The sequence below is a fragment of the Streptomyces sp. NPDC097981 genome (genome assembly GCF_040302565.1).
In the GTDB taxonomy this organism is placed as follows: Bacteria; Actinomycetota; Actinomycetes; order Streptomycetales; family Streptomycetaceae; genus Streptomyces.
This window is the reverse complement of record NZ_JBEORW010000012.1, coordinates 31076-47680: the sequence shown is the minus strand read 5'-3', so window position 1 is coordinate 47680 and position 16605 is coordinate 31076. Positions and strand designations below refer to the sequence as shown.

At 72.6% G+C, this 16605-nt stretch carries 14 protein-coding genes; 5 read left to right on the top strand and 9 right to left on the bottom strand.

Annotated elements, in window-relative coordinates:
* Positions 1-40: 40 nt before the first annotated feature.
* The 7 genes from ABTY04_RS14225 to ssd form a co-directional block, all read right to left on the bottom strand.
* Positions 41-382, bottom strand: coding sequence for an Rv3654c family TadE-like protein (locus tag ABTY04_RS14225; RefSeq protein ID WP_352213650.1), 342 nt, complete (start codon positions 380-382; stop codon positions 41-43).
* Positions 379-726, bottom strand: coding sequence for a TadE family type IV pilus minor pilin (locus ABTY04_RS14220; RefSeq protein ID WP_502996636.1), 348 nt, complete (start codon positions 724-726; stop codon positions 379-381). The genes ABTY04_RS14225 and ABTY04_RS14220 overlap by 4 nt, the downstream gene beginning before the upstream one ends.
* 16 nt (positions 727-742) lie before the next feature.
* A complete protein-coding gene (locus ABTY04_RS14215) occupies positions 743-940 on the bottom strand; it encodes a DUF4244 domain-containing protein (protein WP_352213648.1) in 198 nt (65 codons plus the stop codon).
* Between the two features lie 87 nt (positions 941-1027).
* Entirely contained in the window at positions 1028-1804 is a 777-nt protein-coding gene (locus ABTY04_RS14210; RefSeq protein WP_352213647.1) for a type II secretion system F family protein, read from the bottom strand.
* The gene (locus tag ABTY04_RS14205; RefSeq protein ID WP_502996635.1) at positions 1804-2694 is read right to left on the bottom strand and encodes a type II secretion system F family protein; all 891 of its coding nucleotides are present in this window, start codon (positions 2692-2694) and stop codon (positions 1804-1806) included. Before ABTY04_RS14205 ends, ABTY04_RS14210 begins: the two co-directional genes overlap by 1 nt.
* On the bottom strand, positions 2691-3839 hold the full coding sequence (locus ABTY04_RS14200) for a TadA family conjugal transfer-associated ATPase (RefSeq protein WP_352213646.1): 1149 nt from the start codon (positions 3837-3839) through the stop codon (positions 2691-2693). The genes ABTY04_RS14205 and ABTY04_RS14200 overlap by 4 nt, the downstream gene beginning before the upstream one ends.
* Positions 3836-5008 (bottom strand): septum site-determining protein Ssd, encoded by a 1173-nt coding sequence (gene ssd, locus ABTY04_RS14195; protein WP_352213790.1) that lies wholly within the window; start codon positions 5006-5008, stop codon positions 3836-3838. Before ssd ends, ABTY04_RS14200 begins: the two co-directional genes overlap by 4 nt.
* 504 nt (positions 5009-5512) lie before the next feature.
* Here ssd and ABTY04_RS14190 point away from each other — a divergent pair.
* Complete coding sequence (locus tag ABTY04_RS14190; RefSeq protein ID WP_502996634.1) at positions 5513-6385, top strand: HAD family hydrolase; 873 nt, start codon at positions 5513-5515, stop codon at positions 6383-6385.
* A gap of 426 nt (positions 6386-6811) precedes the next feature.
* Here the strand turns inward: ABTY04_RS14190 and ABTY04_RS14185 are convergent, their stop codons facing one another.
* Positions 6812-7633: a Fic family protein gene (locus ABTY04_RS14185; RefSeq protein WP_352213645.1), complete on the bottom strand. Its 822-nt coding sequence runs from the start codon at positions 7631-7633 to the stop codon at positions 6812-6814.
* 109 nt (positions 7634-7742) lie between these two features.
* Here ABTY04_RS14185 and ABTY04_RS14180 point away from each other — a divergent pair, with 109 nt between their 5' ends.
* Positions 7743-8834, top strand: coding sequence for an ATP-binding protein (locus ABTY04_RS14180; protein ID WP_352213644.1), 1092 nt, complete (start codon positions 7743-7745; stop codon positions 8832-8834).
* Here ABTY04_RS14180 and ABTY04_RS14175 read toward each other — a convergent pair.
* Entirely contained in the window at positions 8740-10101 is a 1362-nt protein-coding gene (locus ABTY04_RS14175) for a polysaccharide deacetylase family protein (RefSeq protein ID WP_352213643.1), read from the bottom strand. The two genes, ABTY04_RS14180 and ABTY04_RS14175, sit on opposite strands and share 95 nt — an antisense overlap.
* 232 nt (positions 10102-10333) lie before the next feature.
* Here ABTY04_RS14175 and ABTY04_RS14170 point away from each other — a divergent pair, with 232 nt between their 5' ends.
* The 3 genes from ABTY04_RS14170 (at position 10334) to nhaA (ending at position 16579) form a co-directional block, all read left to right on the top strand.
* Entirely contained in the window at positions 10334-12727 is a 2394-nt protein-coding gene (locus tag ABTY04_RS14170; protein ID WP_352213642.1) for a SulP family inorganic anion transporter, read from the top strand.
* A 201-nt stretch (positions 12728-12928) separates the two neighbouring features.
* Entirely contained in the window at positions 12929-14926 is a 1998-nt protein-coding gene (acs, locus tag ABTY04_RS14165) for an acetate--CoA ligase (protein WP_352213641.1), read from the top strand.
* Between the two features lie 219 nt (positions 14927-15145).
* Positions 15146-16579: a Na+/H+ antiporter NhaA gene (nhaA, locus tag ABTY04_RS14160; RefSeq protein WP_352213640.1), complete on the top strand. Its 1434-nt coding sequence runs from the start codon at positions 15146-15148 to the stop codon at positions 16577-16579.
* Positions 16580-16605 lie beyond the last annotated feature (26 nt).

Here is a 16605-nt window from a genome sequence, read left to right as displayed (position 1 = left end):
CTGTGCCCCCGGCCGGCACGGCCCGTACGCGGACCGTCCGTCAGCCCGTGGCGGGCACGGGCGGTCCCGCTCGGGCGCTGATCACCGGGTCGAAGGGGCCCGTCACGGGGCGGGCCGCCACCTCGGCCACCTCCCCACGGACGGCGCAGGCGGTCACGGCCGCGCCCTGGGCTCCGGCGACCCGGCGGGCCGCGGCGCAGGCGGCCTCCGGGCCGTGGGTCCAGGTCGCCGCCGCCGCGAGGGCCGCCAGGTCGGCAACCGCCGCCGCGCGGTGGCGGGCCACGACGGCCTGGCCGAGCAGCAGCACACCGCCGAACACCGCCCCCAGCGCGGTCGCCACCAGAGCCGCCCACACCGTCGCCGAACCCCGGTCCCGGCTCATGGCGGCGGCCCCACACTGTCCTCGGCCAGAGCCACCGCCTGCGCCCCGAGCCGCACCGGCAGCCCGCCGGGACCCGGCGCCGGCGCCGCCACCCGGACCCGCCACAGATCCCCCTCCCGCTCCAGCCCCACCTCCGCCCCGGGCGGGGCGGCCGCCCGGGCCGCCGCCACCGCCCGGTCCCGCGGCTCCGACCGGGCCGCCGCCCGGGCCCCGGCCCGGGCCGCGTCCACACACCGGATCTGCGCGGCCGCCGCCATCAGCGCCCACACGAGCAGGGCGGCGAACAGCACCAGCGCGGGGATCACCAGGGCGGCCTCCGCCGTCACATATCCCCGGTCACCCATTCGCCGTCGTTTTTCCTCAGAACGGCACATCGAGCGCCTTCCCGATGGTCGACTGAAGCGCCGTGGCGACCACGTCACTCGTCACCACCTTGTACAGAACGGCCGCGAATGCACACGCCGCGATCGTGCCCATGGCGTACTCCGAAGTGGACATGCCCGCATCGTTCGCACGGCCGTTCAGCGCCGACCGCACACGGCACCAGATGATCCTCATGACAACCTCCCGTTGATTTCTGTTCTTGACGTGCTCTCAGTTGTGATTTCAGGGACGGCACTTGAGATCGGAGTTCATGAAGTGACTTCAGGTGGCCGAGAGGAGACCGGAGGCCATTCCGATCACCACCGGGGCCACTCCGACTGCGAGAAAGGCCGGGAGGAAACACAGCCCCACCGGAGCGGTGACGAGCACCGCCGCGCGCTGCGCCCGGGCTCCGGCCCGCCGGGCCCGTTCCTCCCGGAGGGCCGTCGCCAGGCGGGAGACCGGCTCCGCGGCCGGAGCCCCCGTCCGGGCGGCCCGCTCCAGGCATTCCGCGAGCGCCCGCGCACCCGGTATCTCCGCCAACCTCCCCCACGCGGCCCCCGGTTCGCCGCCGAGCCGCAGCTCCGCCCCGGCCAGCGCCAGCCGCTCGCCCACCGGGCCGCCCAGCGACTCGCCCACCACCTCCGCGGCCTCCACCGGCGCCGCACCGGCCGCCAGGCAAGCGGCCAACAGATCGGCTGCGGACGGGAGCTGGCGCTCCACCTCCTGCGGATCCACCCCGGCTGGCGGCCGCGCCCGCCGCAGCCAGCGCCACACCCCGAACGCCGCCCCGCAGCCGGCCAGCACCCCCGGAACCCCGCCGACCAGCACCCAGGCCGCCAGCAGCGCCCCGGCCGGGCCGGCCCACACGGTCACCGCCGCCCGTATCCCGGACCCGAACACCGGCGCCCGCCGCTCCGGCCGCGCCGAAAGCAACGCGGCGATCCTGCGCCGGGCCGCCCGCGCCCGGACCTGCGCCGCCACCACCGAAACGGTGCACAGCACCGCCGCCGCGAGGCACAGCGCCATCCCCAGCCTGTGGATCACGAGACCGCCCATCACCGCTCCCCCGCCCGCACGATCCGCCGGCACCACAGCAGTCCCAGCGCCTCCAGCACCCCGCCCGCCAGCAGGCAGCCCCACCCGACCGGGGTGTGCAGCAGCACGCGGAGCGGGTCCGCGCCGAGCCCGGTGCCGATCAGCAGGCCGACCAGCGGCAGCAGGGCCAGCACCGCCGTCGTCGATCTGGCCCCCGCCAACTGGGCCCGCAGCGACTCCTGCCGGTCCCGCTCGGCCCGCAACGCGCCCTCCAGCCGGTCCAGTCCGGCCGCGAGACCCGCGCCCCCGTCCACCGAGATCCGCCAGCAGGCGGCCATCCCGGCCAGCCCTTCGGCTCCGGGCTCCCGCGACGCCTGCCACAGCGCCGCGGGCACGTCCCCGCCGAACGCCGCCGCGGCCAGCACCGCCGCCTCCGCGGCACCCGGCCCGCCCGGGCCCGCTGCCGTCCGCCGCATCGCCGCAGCCAGCGCCTGCCCCGGCTGGGCCCCCGCCCGCAGCTCGCCCACCGCTGCCCCGCACAGCGCGATCACCTCGGCGGCGCGTGCACTGCGTGCCCGCTCCCGCTGCCGGATCCGAAGCCAGCGCCGCACCAGCGGCACCGCCGCCGCGCCCACCACCAGCGGAATCACCGACCCGCCCAGCAGGGCGACGACGAGCCCGGCACTCAGGCAGGACCACTCCCGCCACCGCAGGGCCCGTACCCGTACCGCGATCACCAGCCGCTCCCGGCGCAGCGGACCGGGGGAGACCACGGGCCCGCCCCCGGCCAGCACCACCCGGGCCCGCCGGGTCACCCGGTCTCCCCCTGCCAGCGCCCAGGCGGCCAACCCCGCGCACAGCACCCCAGCTAACAGCGGCAGCGGCACCGCCGCCGCGGCCACGCCGTTCACCGCGCACCCCGCAGCAGCGGACGCAGCCGCTCCCAGCCGCTCTCCCGTGTGAAGCCCCGGGCGGACCAGCGCAGTGCCGGTACGGTGACCACCAGCCCGGCGGCGTCCCGCTCCAGCACGTGCACCTCGGCCACCCGGCGCCGCCCGGCCCGGTCCCGGACCAGATGGACCACCAGGGTCAGCGCGGCCGCCAACTGGCTGTGCAGGGCGGCCCGGTCCAGACCGGCGGCCGTCCCGAGGGCCTCCAGCCGGGCCGGCACGTGCGCGGCGGCATTCGCGTGGACCGTGCCGCAGCCTCCTTCGTGGCCCGTGTTCAAAGCCGCCAGGAGATGGGCCACTTCGGCTCCCCGGACCTCGCCGACGACCAGCCGGTCCGGACGCATCCGCAGCGCCTGCCGGACCAGATCCGCCAGGGTAACCAGGCCCGCCCCCTCCTGGTTGGCCGGCCGGGTCTCCAGCCGCACCACATGCGGATGATCGGGGCGCAGCTCGGCCGAATCCTCGGCCAGGACGATCCGCTCACCGGGGCCGACCAGCCCCAGCAGGGCGCTGAGCAGGGTGGTCTTGCCGGTGCCGGTCCCGCCGGAGACGAGGAACGACAGCCGGGCGTCCACCATGTCCCGCAGCAGCCGCTGGCCGCCGGGCGGCAGCGTTCCGGCCTCGACCAGCTCGTCCAGCGTGAACGCCCTCGGCCGCACCACCCGCAGCGACAGACAGGCCGAGCCGACCGCCACCGGCGGCAGCACGGCGTGCAGGCGGGTGCCGTCGGGCATCCGGGCGTCCACCCAGGGCCGGGCGTCGTCCAGGCGCCGGCCCGCGACGGCGGCCAGCCGCTGGGCGAGCCTGCGCACGGCATCGGCGTCGGCGAAGGTCACCCCCGTCAGCTCCAGCCCGCCGCCGCGGTCCACCCACACCCGGTCCGGCGCGGCCACCAGGACATCGGTGACCTCCGGGTCGGCGAGCAGGGTTTCCAGCGGACCGGCGCCCACCAGTTCGGAGCGCAACTCGGCAGCCACGCCCAGCACTTCCGCATCGCCGAGCAGCCGGCCCTGCGCCCGCAGGGCCGCCGCCACCCGGGCCGGGGTCGGCTCCGCCCCGCTCTCGGCGAGCCGCTGCCGCACCGCGTCCAGGAGCACGGCGCTCATGCCGCCACCCCCTGGGCGGGGCCCAGCGCCCGCCGCCAGAAGCCGTCACAGAACCGGGCCAGTGCACCCCGCCCCTGACCACCCGGCGGTTCCCCCTCGGCAACCCGCCCCGGGAGCCCCACCTCGACCGGCACCTCTCCGGCCAGCGGCACCCCCAGCAGCCCGGCCACCGCCTCGGCGTCGAGCCCGCCCGGACCGCGGCCCCGTACGACCACGCGGACGTCCCGGGCCACCATCCGCACCCCGGCCGCGACCCGCCCCGCGGCGGCCACCGCCCGCAGCTCTCCCGGGACCACCATCAGGACCAGATCCAGCTGCGCCAGCGCCTCGGCCACGGCTTCGTCCACCCGCCGGGGCAGGTCGACCACCACGACCCCGCCCCGGCGGCGCGCGGCGGCCAGCACCGAGCGCATCGCCACGGGCGGCACCACCACCCGGTCCCCGCGGTCCCAGCTGAGCACGCGGAGCGCATGGAGTTCCGGCAGGGACTCCTCCAGCGCCCCGGCACCCACCCGGCCCCGCGAGCCCGCGAAGTCGGGCCAGCGCAGGCCTTCGGCGCCCTCACCGCCGAGCAGCACATCCATGCCGCCGCCGAGCGGGTCCCCGTCGACGAGGATGGTCCGCTCCCCGGCGCGCGCGGCCCGGAGGGCGAGTGCGCACGCGAGGGTGGAGGCTCCGGCCCCGCCGCTGCCGCCGATCACCCCGACGGCGAGGGCGGGTTTCCCGGCGCCCTCCACCACATCGGCGATGCGGTCGACGAGCAGGCTCTCGGCGTCGGGGAGCCGGAGCACCTCCTCGGCGCCGATCTCCACCGCCCGCTGCCACACGAGGGGATCGTCGAGCTCCCTGCCGACCAGCAGCACCCCGCCCCGTCGCGGTGCACCGCGCACCCGGCGGGCGGCATCGTCCCCGACGAGCACCAGCGGCGCGGACTCCCATCCGATGCCCCCGCGCTCCTCCGCAGCGTCGCCGGAACCACTTTCGGCCCTCCCGCCGCTTGCGACGCCACCGCCTCCGCTTTGCTCGGGCACCGCATGGTGCACATGCGGTTCGGCGCCCGCGGCCGCGCACAGCCGCAGCAGATCGTCGAGCAGCAGCGGATCCTCGGTGATGATCAGCGGGCGCCCGCCACCGGGCACGGCCCCGCCCGGAGCACCCAATGGCCGGATTCCGCCCGCTTCCACACGCTCCGGCAGTTCACACGACTTCGATCCAGCCACGATCTCCGCCCCCTTCTCACTGCAAATCCCGGCACCGCGGACTTCGCGGCCGGAATCACCGTGCAGCGATCCGGAAAAAGAAGTGGATCTTGCCCGAAAACTGTGGACAACAGAAGCCCTGTGAATAACTCCATCACCCCGACAGGTGAGTTCCACAGCGCGGCGGAACAACTACGCACCGTTACGGGTCTGGAGGGGTGAGGGCCTTCGCCACGCAGGGCCCACCGAGGAAGGAGGGCCGCGGGAATGGTCACTTGGGGCCGAAGGCAGGGACGCGAACCGCGTCCGGACATGCGACGACCCCCGCCGGGGGGGAGAGCGGGGGTCGTCCCCACGGTCCGACTCGGGGGGGGAGGAGCCAGACCGGGTTAGCACGGTCGCGAACGATCCGTGACTTCCATGGTGTACCCGAGAGCCTTCTCAGGCAAACCCACGCGCCACACCTTACGCCGAATGGTGGGCGCATATGCTCGGGGCGTGGAAATCCAGCCCTTGCCGCACTCGTCGCCCCGCACCGCAGCCTTCTTCGACCTGGACAAGACGGTCATTGCGAAGTCAAGCACTCTGACGTTCAGCAAGTCCTTCTACCACGGCGGCCTCATCAACCGCCGAGCCGTGCTGCGCACTGCCTACACCCAGTTCATCTACCTGGTCGGCGGCGCCGACCACGATCAGATGGAGCGGATGCGTGAGTACCTGTCCTCCCTCTGCAAGGGGTGGAACGTCCAGCAGGTGCGGGAGATCGTCGCCGAAACCCTGCACGACCTCATCGACCCGCTGATCTACGACGAGGCCGCCTCCCTGATCGAGGCCCACCACACCGCGGGCCGCGACGTGGTGATCGTGTCGACGTCCGGCGCGGAAGTCGTCGAGCCGATCGGCGAGATGCTCGGCGCGGACCGGGTCGTCGCCACGCGCATGGTCATCGGCGAGGACGGCTGTTTCACCGGCGAGATCGAGTACTACGCGTACGGGCCCACCAAGGCCGAGGCCGTGCGGGAGCTCGCGGAGTCCGAGGGGTACGACCTCTCCCGCTGCTACGCGTACAGCGACTCGGTGACGGACATCCCGATGCTGGAGGCGGTCGGGCACCCGCACGCCGTCAACCCCGACCGGGCGCTGCGCAAGGAGGCGGTGGCGCGGGAGTGGCCGGTGCTGGTGTTCAACCGGCCGGTGCGGCTGAAGCAGCGGCTGCCCGGGCTGTCGATGCCGGCGCGGCCGGCGCTGGTTGCCGCCGCGGCGGTGGGGGCGGCAGCGGCCACTGCGGGGCTGGTTTGGTACGCCAGCCGCCGCCGGGCCAGCGCTCTGGCCGCAGCCTCCGCCTGACCGGTTTGCGGCGCCGCCGCCGGCCGCCGGACGCAGGGGGCCGGCGAGGTGGCCGGGCGACTGGCGCAGGCCCTCTGAGCTGCAGGGATGCGGCGTGTCCGGTTCACCCGGGGTGTCCCGGAAAGTAAAAAAAGTGGGTAGGGGTTCCGCTTGTCACCGAAGCGGAGTACAAAGGAGTCAACGGCCCGCGAGACCAAAGAACATCCGAGAGGATCATCTTTAAAACGCAGTAAGGCCCACGGACCGAAGCATGAACGCCGAGCACCCACGCGACGTCGACCCGTCGATTACGGGCCAGCCACACCAGGTGACGGGCAAAGCTCCCGACCTGATGGGCAACTATCGAGGACGCTTGGTACCTGGGCGTAAGTGCCAGCGGCGACACCAGAGCAAGACGGTGTCGCCGCAACCCTGTGTCCGGGCAGGTCAGGCCGCGCCGCGCTGCAGGGCCTCGCAGACCGCCGTCGACTCGCGGACGCCGAGCTCGATCGCGCGGCCGCAGTGCGCGATCCAGGCCGCCATCCCCTCCGCGGTGCCGGAGACGTAGCCCTCGAAGGCCGCCAGGTACGCGTCCCGCCCCTGTTCTGCGTGGCCGACCTCCGCCGGGCAGATCGCCTTCGGGTCCAGACCGCTGTTGATCAGCACGATCCGCTCCGCCGCCCGCGCCACCAGCCCGTTGTACGAGCCGAACGGACGCAACGCCAGCAGTTCGCCGTGCACCACCGCCGACGTGACCAGCGCCGGGGCCGAACCGCCCGCGATGATCAGCCGGGACAGGCCGTCCAGCCGGCCCGCCACCTCCTCCGCGTCCGGGAGCGGGAGGGCGATCAGGGGCTCGTCCACCGGCTCGCCCGCGAGGCGCGGGCGGCCCACCACGTCGCCCTCGGCCGTCGACCCCGACGCCACCAGGTGCAGGCGCGCCAGGACCCGCAGCGGCGACTGGCGCCAGATGCTCAGCAGCTGTCCGGCCTCTGCCGTCAGGCGCAGCGCGGCGCCCACCGTGCGCGCCTGCGCCTCCGCTCCGAAGTCGGTCCGGCGGCGCACCTCCTCCAGCGCCCAGTCCGCCCCGGACAGCGCAGCGCTGGCGCGGGCCCCGCGCAGCGCGGCCTCCGAAGTGATCTCCCCGCTGCGCCGGCGCATCACGCGGTGGCCGTAGACGCGGTCCACGGCCTTGCGTACGGAATCCACGGATTCGGCTACGCCCGGGAGCGAACCCAGGGCGGCCAGCGGGTCAGAAGCGCTACTCATAAGTAGGGAGCCTACGCACTGGACGCCCGTGGGACCGACCCCTCCTTGGAGTGGTCTTCTTCACTTACGGGCGCCACACAAAGCAACCATGCGACTACTCTTGGTGAACATGAAGATCGCTTTCGTGGGGAAGGGCGGCAGCGGCAAGACGACCCTGTCCTCCCTCTTCATCCGCCACCTCGCAGCCAATGAAGCCCCTGTCGTCGCGGTGGACGCCGACATCAACCAGCACCTGGGCGCCGCCCTCGGACTCGCCGAAGAGGAGGCCGCCGCGCTGCCCGCCCTGGGCGCGCACCTGCCCTTGATCAAGGAGTACCTGCGGGGCTCCAATCCGCGCATCGCCTCGGCCGACACGATGATCAAGACCACCCCGCCCGGCGCCGGATCGCGCCTGCTGCGGGTCACCGAGGACAACCCTGTGTACGAGGCCTGCGCGCGCACGCTGCTGCTCGACGGGGAGCCCGTACGGCTGATGGCCACCGGGCCGTTCACCGAGTCGGACCTCGGGGTCGCCTGCTACCACTCCAAGGTCGGGGCGGTCGAGCTCTGCCTCAACCACCTCGTCGACGGGCCGGACGAGTACGTCGTGGTCGACATGACCGCCGGCTCCGACTCCTTCGCCTCGGGCATGTTCACCCGCTTCGACGTGACCTTCCTGGTCGCCGAACCCACCCGCAAGGGCGTCTCCGTCTACCGCCAGTACAAGGAGTACGCCCGGGACTTCGGCGTCACGCTCAAGGTCGTCGGCAACAAGGTGCAGGGCCCGGACGACATCGCGTTCCTCCGGGACGAGGTCGCGGAGGAGGACCTCCTCGTCACCTTCGGGCATTCCGACTGGGTGCGGGCGATGGAGAAGGGCCGTCCGGCGGCGTTCGAGCTGCTCGAAGCGACCAACCGGCTCGCGCTGCAGGCCCTCCAGGACACGGCCGACGACTCGTACGCCCACCGCGACTGGGAGCGGTACACCGAGCAGATGGTCCACTTCCACCTGCGGAACGCGGAGAGCTGGGGCAACGCCAAGACCGGAGCCGACCTGGCTGCCCAGGTCGACCCCGGCTTCGTACTGCGGGAGGCCACCGGCGGCGGGCCGGCGGTCCCGGACCTCGTCAGTCCTCGCCCCAACCCTCCTCAGCCGGCTCCGCATCCGGCTCCGGGGTCGGCTCCGCAGCCGGCCTCGCAGCCGGCCCCGCAGCCCGCTTGACCTCGGCAGGGGCGGCCGGCTCCGCCGACGGCCCCGCGGTCAGGAACTTCGTCCAGCCCTCCTTGGGCGCCTCGCCGACGTCGAGGCCGCGCATCCACTCCAGGGTCTTCGGGTCCTGGGCGTCCAGCCAGTCGACCAGCTCGCGGAACGGCACGCAGCGGACCTCCTTCTGCGTGCACATCGACTTGATGGACTCCTCGACGGCCTTCATGTAGGTGCCGCCGTTCCAGGACTCGAAGTGGTTGCCGATGATCAGCGGCGCGCGGTTGCCCTGGTAGGTCCGGTCGAAGGCCTGCTGGAGGCCGTCGCGCATCTGCTCGCCCCAGTACGCGTGCTGCGCGGGGTCGCCCTGCGTGGTCGTCCCGGACTGGTTGACCATGTAGTTGTAGTCCATGCTCAGGGTCTCGAAGGCGCGGCCCGGCATGGGCACCAGCTGGAGCGGGACGTCCCAGAGGCCGTCGGTCTTCTTCGGCCAGACCTGCTTGCTGATGCCGCTGGAGTCGTAGCGGAAGCCCATGTCCTTGGCCGCCAGCATGAAGTTCTTCTGGCCTTCGAGGCAGGGGGTGCGGGCGCCGATGAGCTCCTTCTCGTAGTCGAACGGGAGCGGCTCCAGGTCCTTCAGGTCCGGTGTGTTCGTCTTCCAGCTCTTGACGAAGGCCTTGGCCTGGTTGATCTCGCTCTTCCACTCCGGCACGGACCAGGTGCCGACGCCGCCGTCCGGGCCGCAGAAGTGGCCGTTGAAGTGGGTGCCGATCTCGTTGCCTTCCATCCAGGCCTCGCGGACCTGGGTGGCCGTGTCCTTGATGCCCTGGAGGTCACCGAAGCCGATGTCGGAACGGCCGGACTCGTGCTGCGGGGCCGTGTAGAGGGAACGTTTCTCCTCGGGGAGCATGTACACGCCGCTGAGGAAGTACGTCATCCGGGCGTTGTACTCCTTGCCGACCTCGCGGAAGTGCGAGAAGAGCTTCTGGCTGTCCTCGCCGGCCCCGTCCCAGGAGAACACCACGAACTGCGGCGGCTTCTCACCGGGCTTCAGCTTCTGCGGCTTCTCCACGTTCGGCTGGCGGCCGGTGTACGCGGTCGAGCCGTCGCCGATGAGCTGCTTCACACTGCCGGGGGCGGCCTCCGGGGCCGCCGCACCCTTCTTCCCGTTCGGACCCCCGGGAGAGGGGGGCTTGGCGGGTTCCGAAGCGCTGCACCCGGCGGCGCCCAGCGCCAGCGCCGTGGCTACCAGGCCGCCGGCGATCTTCTTCGTAGCGGCGATCATCCGTCCACCTCTCCTCACAGTTCCATCGCGGGTCCTCCACGCCGCAACGTCCCATGCAGTCCACCGTGAAGATGATGTGACAAGCCGTACAAAATGATTAATAACCCTTGAGTGCTAATTTCTAGGCCATTTGCCCCCATTTCCTACCGCGTCCCTTTACTCTCCATTACCTTTCATTTACTGAGTGTTGAGACTCCCGCCGCTTCACCCCTCCGCAGAGGAGACGGGACCTGTGACAGCCACCTCCCCCACGCACCCCGCCGCAGAGCTCGACGGCAAGCCCGGCAGCACGACCGGCGGCGCGCCCCGCAAGAGCCGCCGCGCCGATCTCCACGCCGACCTCTCCGCCTCCCTGACCGTCTTCCTGATCGCCCTGCCGCTCTCCCTCGGCATCGCGCTGGCCACCGGCGCCCCGCTCCAGGCGGGCCTGGTGGCCGCGGCCGTCGGCGGAATCGTGGCCGGGCGCCTGGGCGGCACCCCCCTGCAGGTGAGCGGACCCGCGACCGGACTCACCGTCGTCACCGCCGAGTTGATCCAGCACTACGGGTGGCGCACCACCTGCGCGATCACCGTGCTCGCCGGCTGCTGCCAGCTCGGTCTCGCCGCACTGCGCACCGCCCGGTCCGCGCTCGTGGTCAGCCCGGCCATCGTGCACGGCATGCTCGCGGGCGTCGGCGTCACGATCGCGCTGGCCCAGCTGCACATCGTCCTCGGCGGCACCCCGCAGAGCTCTGCCGTCGCCAACGTCCGGGGACTGCCGGGCCAATTGGCCCATCTGCAGCCGGCCGCCGTCGGCGTGAGCGCCCTGACACTGGCCGTCCTGCTCGGCTGGCAGCGGCTGCCCGGCCGGGTGGGCCTCGCTCTGCGCAAGGTGCCGGCGGCACTGGCCGCCGTCGCCACGGCCACGGTGTTCGCCACGCTGACCGGACTCACCCTGCCCCGGGTGGACCTGCCGTCCTGGCGCAGCCACGCGCTGCCCGAGCTGCCCGAGGGACCCGTCCTCGGCATCGTCGCGGCCGTCCTGACGGTCACCCTGGTCGGCAGTGTGGAGTCCCTGCTGTCCGCGGTCGCCACCGACAAGCTGATCGCCTCCCAGCGGCGTACGGGCAACCGCCCGCCGCGCGCCGACCTCGACCGGGAACTGCGCGGACAGGGCGCCGCGAACATCCTCTCCGGGGCGCTGGGCGGGCTGCCCGTCGCGGGCGGGGCCGTCCGCAGCGTGGCCAACGTCAAGGCCGGGGCCGTCAGCCGGCAGTCGGTCATGCTGCACGGGCTGTGGGTACTGCTCGCGGCCGCGCTGCTCGTCCCGGTCCTCGACCTGATCCCGCTCGCCGCGCTGGCCGCCCTGGTGATGGCGCTGGGCGTGCGGATGGTGAACGCGACCCATCTGCGTACCGTCACCCGGCACCGCGAGATCACGGTCTACGTGACGACGATCGCAGCGGTGGTGCTCGGCGGGGTGCTGGAGGGGGTCGCCATCGGCATCGCGGTGGCCGTGGCGATCGCCCTGCACCGGCTGGCCCGGACCCGGATCACGGTGGAGGTGCAGGGCGGGGTCCACCGGGTGTGGGCACGCGGGCAGCTGACCTTCCTCGCGGTGCCGCGGCTGAGCCGGGTGCTGAACCAGATCCCGCCCGGCGGGCGCGTGGTGGTGGAACTGGACGGCTCGTTCATGGACCACGCGGCGTACGAGACACTCCAGGACTGGCAGGACTCCCATCTGGTGCACGGGGGCTCCCTGGAGGTCACCGGCCGCTCCACCACCCGGACGGGCGGGGCGGCCCGCGCCGAGCGGTCCCCGCGGGGAGCCCAGCGCGGCGGACACCACTGCTGCCGCCCCTGGACCCCGTGGATGAACCACTGCGACCACCGGCCGGCGGCCGGCGGCACGATCCCCGGCGCGGCCACGGCCCCCGACGCGATGGAGGCGGTGGAGACGCCGGCCCCGCGCCGCCGCGGCGCCGGGCAACTGGCCAGCGGGATCAGCGCCTTCCAGCGGGACACCGCGCCGCACGTCCGCGAGGAACTGGCCCGGCTGGCCCGCGAAGGGCAGCGGCCCTCCCAGCTCTTCCTGACCTGTGCGGACTCACGCCTGGTGACCAGCATGATCACGGCCAGCGGCCCCGGCGACCTGTTCACGGTCCGCAATGTCGGCAACCTGGTCCCCCTGCCGGGCGCCGAGGCCGCGGACGACTCGGTCGCGGCGGCCATCGAGTACGCGGTCGACGTGCTCAAGGTGGACAGCATCACGGTGTGCGGGCATTCGGGCTGCGGAGCCATGCAGGCCCTGCTGAACTCCACGCCCGGGGCCCCGATGACCCCGCTGCGCCGGTGGCTGCGGCACGGGCTGCCCAGCCTGGAGCGGATGGCCAGCCGCCACCACCGCTGGGCCCGGATCGCGGGCCGGCTCCCGGCGGATGCCGTGGAGCAGCTGTGCCTGACCAACGTGGTGCAGCAGCTGGAGCACCTGCGGGCGCACGAGTCGGTGGCCCGGCGGCTCGCGGAGGGCACCCTGGAGCTGCACGGGATGTACTTCCACGTGGGCGAGGCCCAGGCCTATCTGCTGTCCGAAGGCGACGACTTCTTCGACTGCCGCGTGTTCGACAGCGTCGGACAACATGTCTGAATGATGACCGAATCGCCGTCACCGGCCGATCCGGATCAAGGACTGGACCGAACCGATACCCTCCGGTATCCGTGCCACGGAGTGGCCCCTTCCCGCACCCTGCAGCGGGAAGGGGCCACTCTGTGCGTGGGCCCGGCCGCGATATAGGTCTAAACCAATTTTCGGCTACCCCTTGTCACCGGGGCCGCTGACTGATGAGCTATGCCCGGGGACACAACGGACACCCTGGGAAAGGGAGATGTCGTGAGCAATGAAAGCCTGGCCAATCTGCTCAAGGAGGAGCGGCGGTTCGCACCGCCTGCCGATCTGGCCGCCGCCGCCAATGTGAAAGAGGCTGCGTACTCCGAGGCCGAGGCGGACCGGCTGGGCTTCTGGGCCACTCAGGCCCGCCGCCTGACCTGGGACGTCGAGCCGACCGAGACGCTCGACTGGACCAACCCGCCCTTCGCCAAGTGGTTCGCGGACGGCAAGCTGAACGTCGCGTACAACTGCGTGGACCGGCACGTCGAGGCCGGCAACGGCGACCGCGTCGCCATCCACTTCGAGGGCGAGCCCGGCGACAGCCGCGCGATCACCTACGCCGAGCTCAAGGACGAGGTCTCCAAGGCCGCCAACGCCCTGACCGAGCTGGGCGTCCAGGCCGGCGACCGGGTCGCGGTCTACCTGCCGATGATCCCCGAGGCGGTCGTCGCGATGCTCGCGTGCGCCCGCGTCGGCGCCGCGCACTCGGTGGTGTTCGGCGGCTTCTCCGCCGACGCCGTGGCCTCCCGCATCCAGGACGCCGACGCCAAGCTGGTCATCACCGCCGACGGCGGCTACCGCCGCGGCAACCCCAGCGCCCTCAAGCCCGCCATCGACGAGGCCGTCGCCAAGTGCCCGCAGGTCGAGCACGTGCTCGTCGTGCAGCGCACCGGCCAGGACACCGCCTTCACCGAGGGCCGCGACCTCTGGTGGCACGAGGTCGTCGGACGCCAGTCCGCCGAGCACACTCCGCAGGCCTTCGACGCCGAGCACCCGCTGTTCATCCTGTACACCTCCGGGACCACGGGTAAGCCCAAGGGCATCCTGCACACCTCCGGCGGCTACCTCACCCAGGCCGCGTACACCCACCACGCCGTCTTCGACCTCAAGCCGGAGAGCGACGTCTTCTGGTGCACCGCCGACATCGGCTGGGTGACCGGGCACTCGTACATCGTCTACGGGCCGCTCGCCAACGGTGCCACCCAGGTGATGTACGAGGGCACCCCGGACACCCCCCACCAGGGCCGGTTCTGGGAGGTCGTGCAGAAGTACGGTGTCACCATCCTCTACACCGCGCCCACGGCGATCCGTACGTTCATGAAGTGGGGCGACGACATCCCCGCGAAGTTCGACCTGTCGAGCCTGCGCGTGCTGGGCTCGGTCGGCGAGCCGATCAACCCCGAGGCGTGGGTCTGGTACCGCAAGCACATCGGCGGCGACCGCTGCCCGATCGTGGACACCTGGTGGCAGACCGAGACCGGCGCCATGATGATCTCCCCGCTGCCCGGCGTCACCGAGGCCAAGCCGGGCTCGGCGCAGCGCGCGCTGCCCGGGATCGGCGCCACGGTCGTGGACGACGAGGGCCACGAGGTCCCGGACGGCGGTGGCGGCTACCTGGTCCTCACCGAGCCGTGGCCGTCGATGCTGCGCACCATCTGGGGCGACGACCAGCGGTTCATCGACACCTACTGGTCCCGCTTCGAGGGCAAGTACTTCGCGGGCGACGGCGCCAAGAAGGACGAGGACGGCGACATCTGGCTGCTCGGCCGGGTGGATGACGTGATGCTGGTGTCGGGCCACAACATCTCGACCACCGAGGTGGAGTCGGCGCTCGTCTCGCACCCGTCGGTCGCCGAGGCGGCCGTGGTCGGCGCCAAGGACGAGACCACCGGCCAGGCCATCGTGGCCTTCGTGATCCTGCGCGGCAGCGCCTCCGAGACCGACACCCTGGTCGGCGAGCTCCGCAACCACGTGGGTGCCACGCTGGGCCCGATCGCCAAGCCGAAGCGGATCGTCCCCGTGCAGGAGCTGCCGAAGACCCGCTCGGGCAAGATCATGCGGCGTCTGCTGCGCGATGTCGCCGAGGACCGCGCGGTCGGCGACGTCACGACGCTGGCCGACTCCTCGGTCATGGACCTCATCCAGAGCAAGCTGCCGAGCGCGTCCAGCGAGGACTGAGCACGGGCCCGGCCGCACGGGCCGGGGACAGGCGAAGGGGCATTCGACGCATCGCGCCGGATGCCCCTTTCGCACATAAAGTGAAGATCGCCGGATTCGTCCTTGCGCGGCCCTGTAAAGTACGAGAAACGTCAAGAAAGCAAGTCCCCAGGGTGCGCCGGGAAGTCTGGTCGGCAACGAGCTCCGCCATGCCGTCCAACCACCCGGAGGTGTCCCGCCGTGGCCGCGCCCCGCCCCACCGACCGCCACAGCCGCAAGTTCCTCGGCAGGCTCTCCCTGCCCGAGCGGCGCTTCGTGGCCGACGCCCTGCGCGCCGAAACCGTCGGCGGAGTGATCCTCCTCGCGGCCGCGATCGCCGCCCTGCTATGGGCGAACATTCCTGCCCTGTCGGACAGCTATGCCGACGTCAGCGAGTTCCACATCGGCCCCGCCTCCCTCGGCCTGGACCTCTCGCTCCAGCACTGGGCGGCCGACGGCCTCCTGGCCATCTTCTTCTTCGTCGCGGGCATCGAGCTCAAGCGCGAGCTCGTCGCGGGCGACCTGCGCGACCCCAAGGCGGCCGCCCTCCCGGTGATCGCCGCCGTCTGCGGCATGGCCGCTCCGGCGCTGGTCTACGTACTGGTCAACACCGTCGGCGGCGGCTCGATGAACGGCTGGGCGGTCCCGACCGCCACCGACATCGCGTTCGCCCTCGCCGTCCTCGCGGTCATCGGCACCTCGCTGCCGTCCGCCCTGCGCGCCTTCCTGCTGACCCTCGCCGTCGTCGACGACCTCTTCGCCATCCTGATCATCGCGGTGTTCTTCACCAGCGAGATCGACTTCCCGGCCCTCGGTGGCGCGGCCGCCGGCCTCGTCCTGTTCTGGTTCCTGCTCCGCTGGGGCGTCCGCGGCTGGTACGTCTACGTCCCGCTCGCCCTGGTCATCTGGGGCCTGATGTACAACAGCGGAGTCCACGCCACCATCGCCGGCGTCGCCATGGGCCTGATGCTCCGCTGCTCCCGCAAGGAGGGCGAGGACACGTCCCCCGGCGAGCACATCGAGCACCTGGTCCGGCCGGTCTCGGCCGGCCTCGCCGTCCCGCTCTTCGCGCTGCTGTCCGCCGGGGTCTCCCTCTCCGACAAGGCGATCGCCCAGGTCTTCACCCGGCCCGAGACCCTCGGCGTCATCCTCGGCCTGGTCGTCGGCAAGGCCGTGGGCATCTTCGGCGGCACCTGGCTGGCCGCCCGTTTCACCAGAGCCGAGCTGGGCGGGGACCTGGCCTGGCCGGACGTGCTCGCGGTGGCCTCCCTCGCCGGGATCGGCTTCACCGTCTCGCTCCTCATCGGCGAACTCGCCTTCGCCGGCGACGAGACCCTCACCGCCGAGGTCAAGGCCGCCGTCCTGATCGGCTCCCTCGTCGCCGCAGTCGTCGCGAGCGCCATGCTCAAGCTCCGCAACCGCACGTACAGGGCGCTCACCGAGGACGAGGAGCGCGACGAGGACCTCGACGGCATCCCGGACGTCTACGAGCAGGACAACCCGGAGTACCACCTGCGGATGGCGAAGATCTACGAGGAGAAGGCCGCCGAGCACCGCCGCAGGGCCGAGACCGCAGCGGCCGCCGCGCTCAAAGCGGCAGCCGGGTCCAGCGCCGAGGGCGACCGTCCGGCATGATCTGAACTGACGCCGTGGCGGGCGCA

What these genes read in the sequence shown, in the direction of transcription:
- ABTY04_RS14190 (WP_502996634.1), top strand. Translation starts at nt 5,513, where the DNA reads ATGGTGGGCGCATATGCTCGGGGCGTGGAAATCCAGCCCTTGCCGCAC.
- ABTY04_RS14220 (WP_502996636.1), bottom strand. Translation starts at nt 726, where the DNA reads ATGGGTGACCGGGGATATGTGACGGCGGAGGCCGCCCTGGTGATCCCC.
- ABTY04_RS14210 (WP_352213647.1), bottom strand. Translation starts at nt 1,804, where the DNA reads ATGGGCGGTCTCGTGATCCACAGGCTGGGGATGGCGCTGTGCCTCGCG.
- ABTY04_RS14185 (WP_352213645.1), bottom strand. Translation starts at nt 7,633, where the DNA reads ATGAGTAGCGCTTCTGACCCGCTGGCCGCCCTGGGTTCGCTCCCGGGC.
- ABTY04_RS14175 (WP_352213643.1), bottom strand. Translation starts at nt 10,101, where the DNA reads ATGATCGCCGCTACGAAGAAGATCGCCGGCGGCCTGGTAGCCACGGCG.
- ABTY04_RS14200 (WP_352213646.1), bottom strand. Translation starts at nt 3,839, where the DNA reads ATGAGCGCCGTGCTCCTGGACGCGGTGCGGCAGCGGCTCGCCGAGAGC.
- acs (WP_352213641.1), top strand. Translation starts at nt 12,929, where the DNA reads ATGCCCGGGGACACAACGGACACCCTGGGAAAGGGAGATGTCGTGAGC.
- ABTY04_RS14215 (WP_352213648.1), bottom strand. Translation starts at nt 940, where the DNA reads ATGAGGATCATCTGGTGCCGTGTGCGGTCGGCGCTGAACGGCCGTGCG.
- ABTY04_RS14225 (WP_352213650.1), bottom strand. Translation starts at nt 382, where the DNA reads ATGAGCCGGGACCGGGGTTCGGCGACGGTGTGGGCGGCTCTGGTGGCG.
- ABTY04_RS14180 (WP_352213644.1), top strand. Translation starts at nt 7,743, where the DNA reads ATGAAGATCGCTTTCGTGGGGAAGGGCGGCAGCGGCAAGACGACCCTG.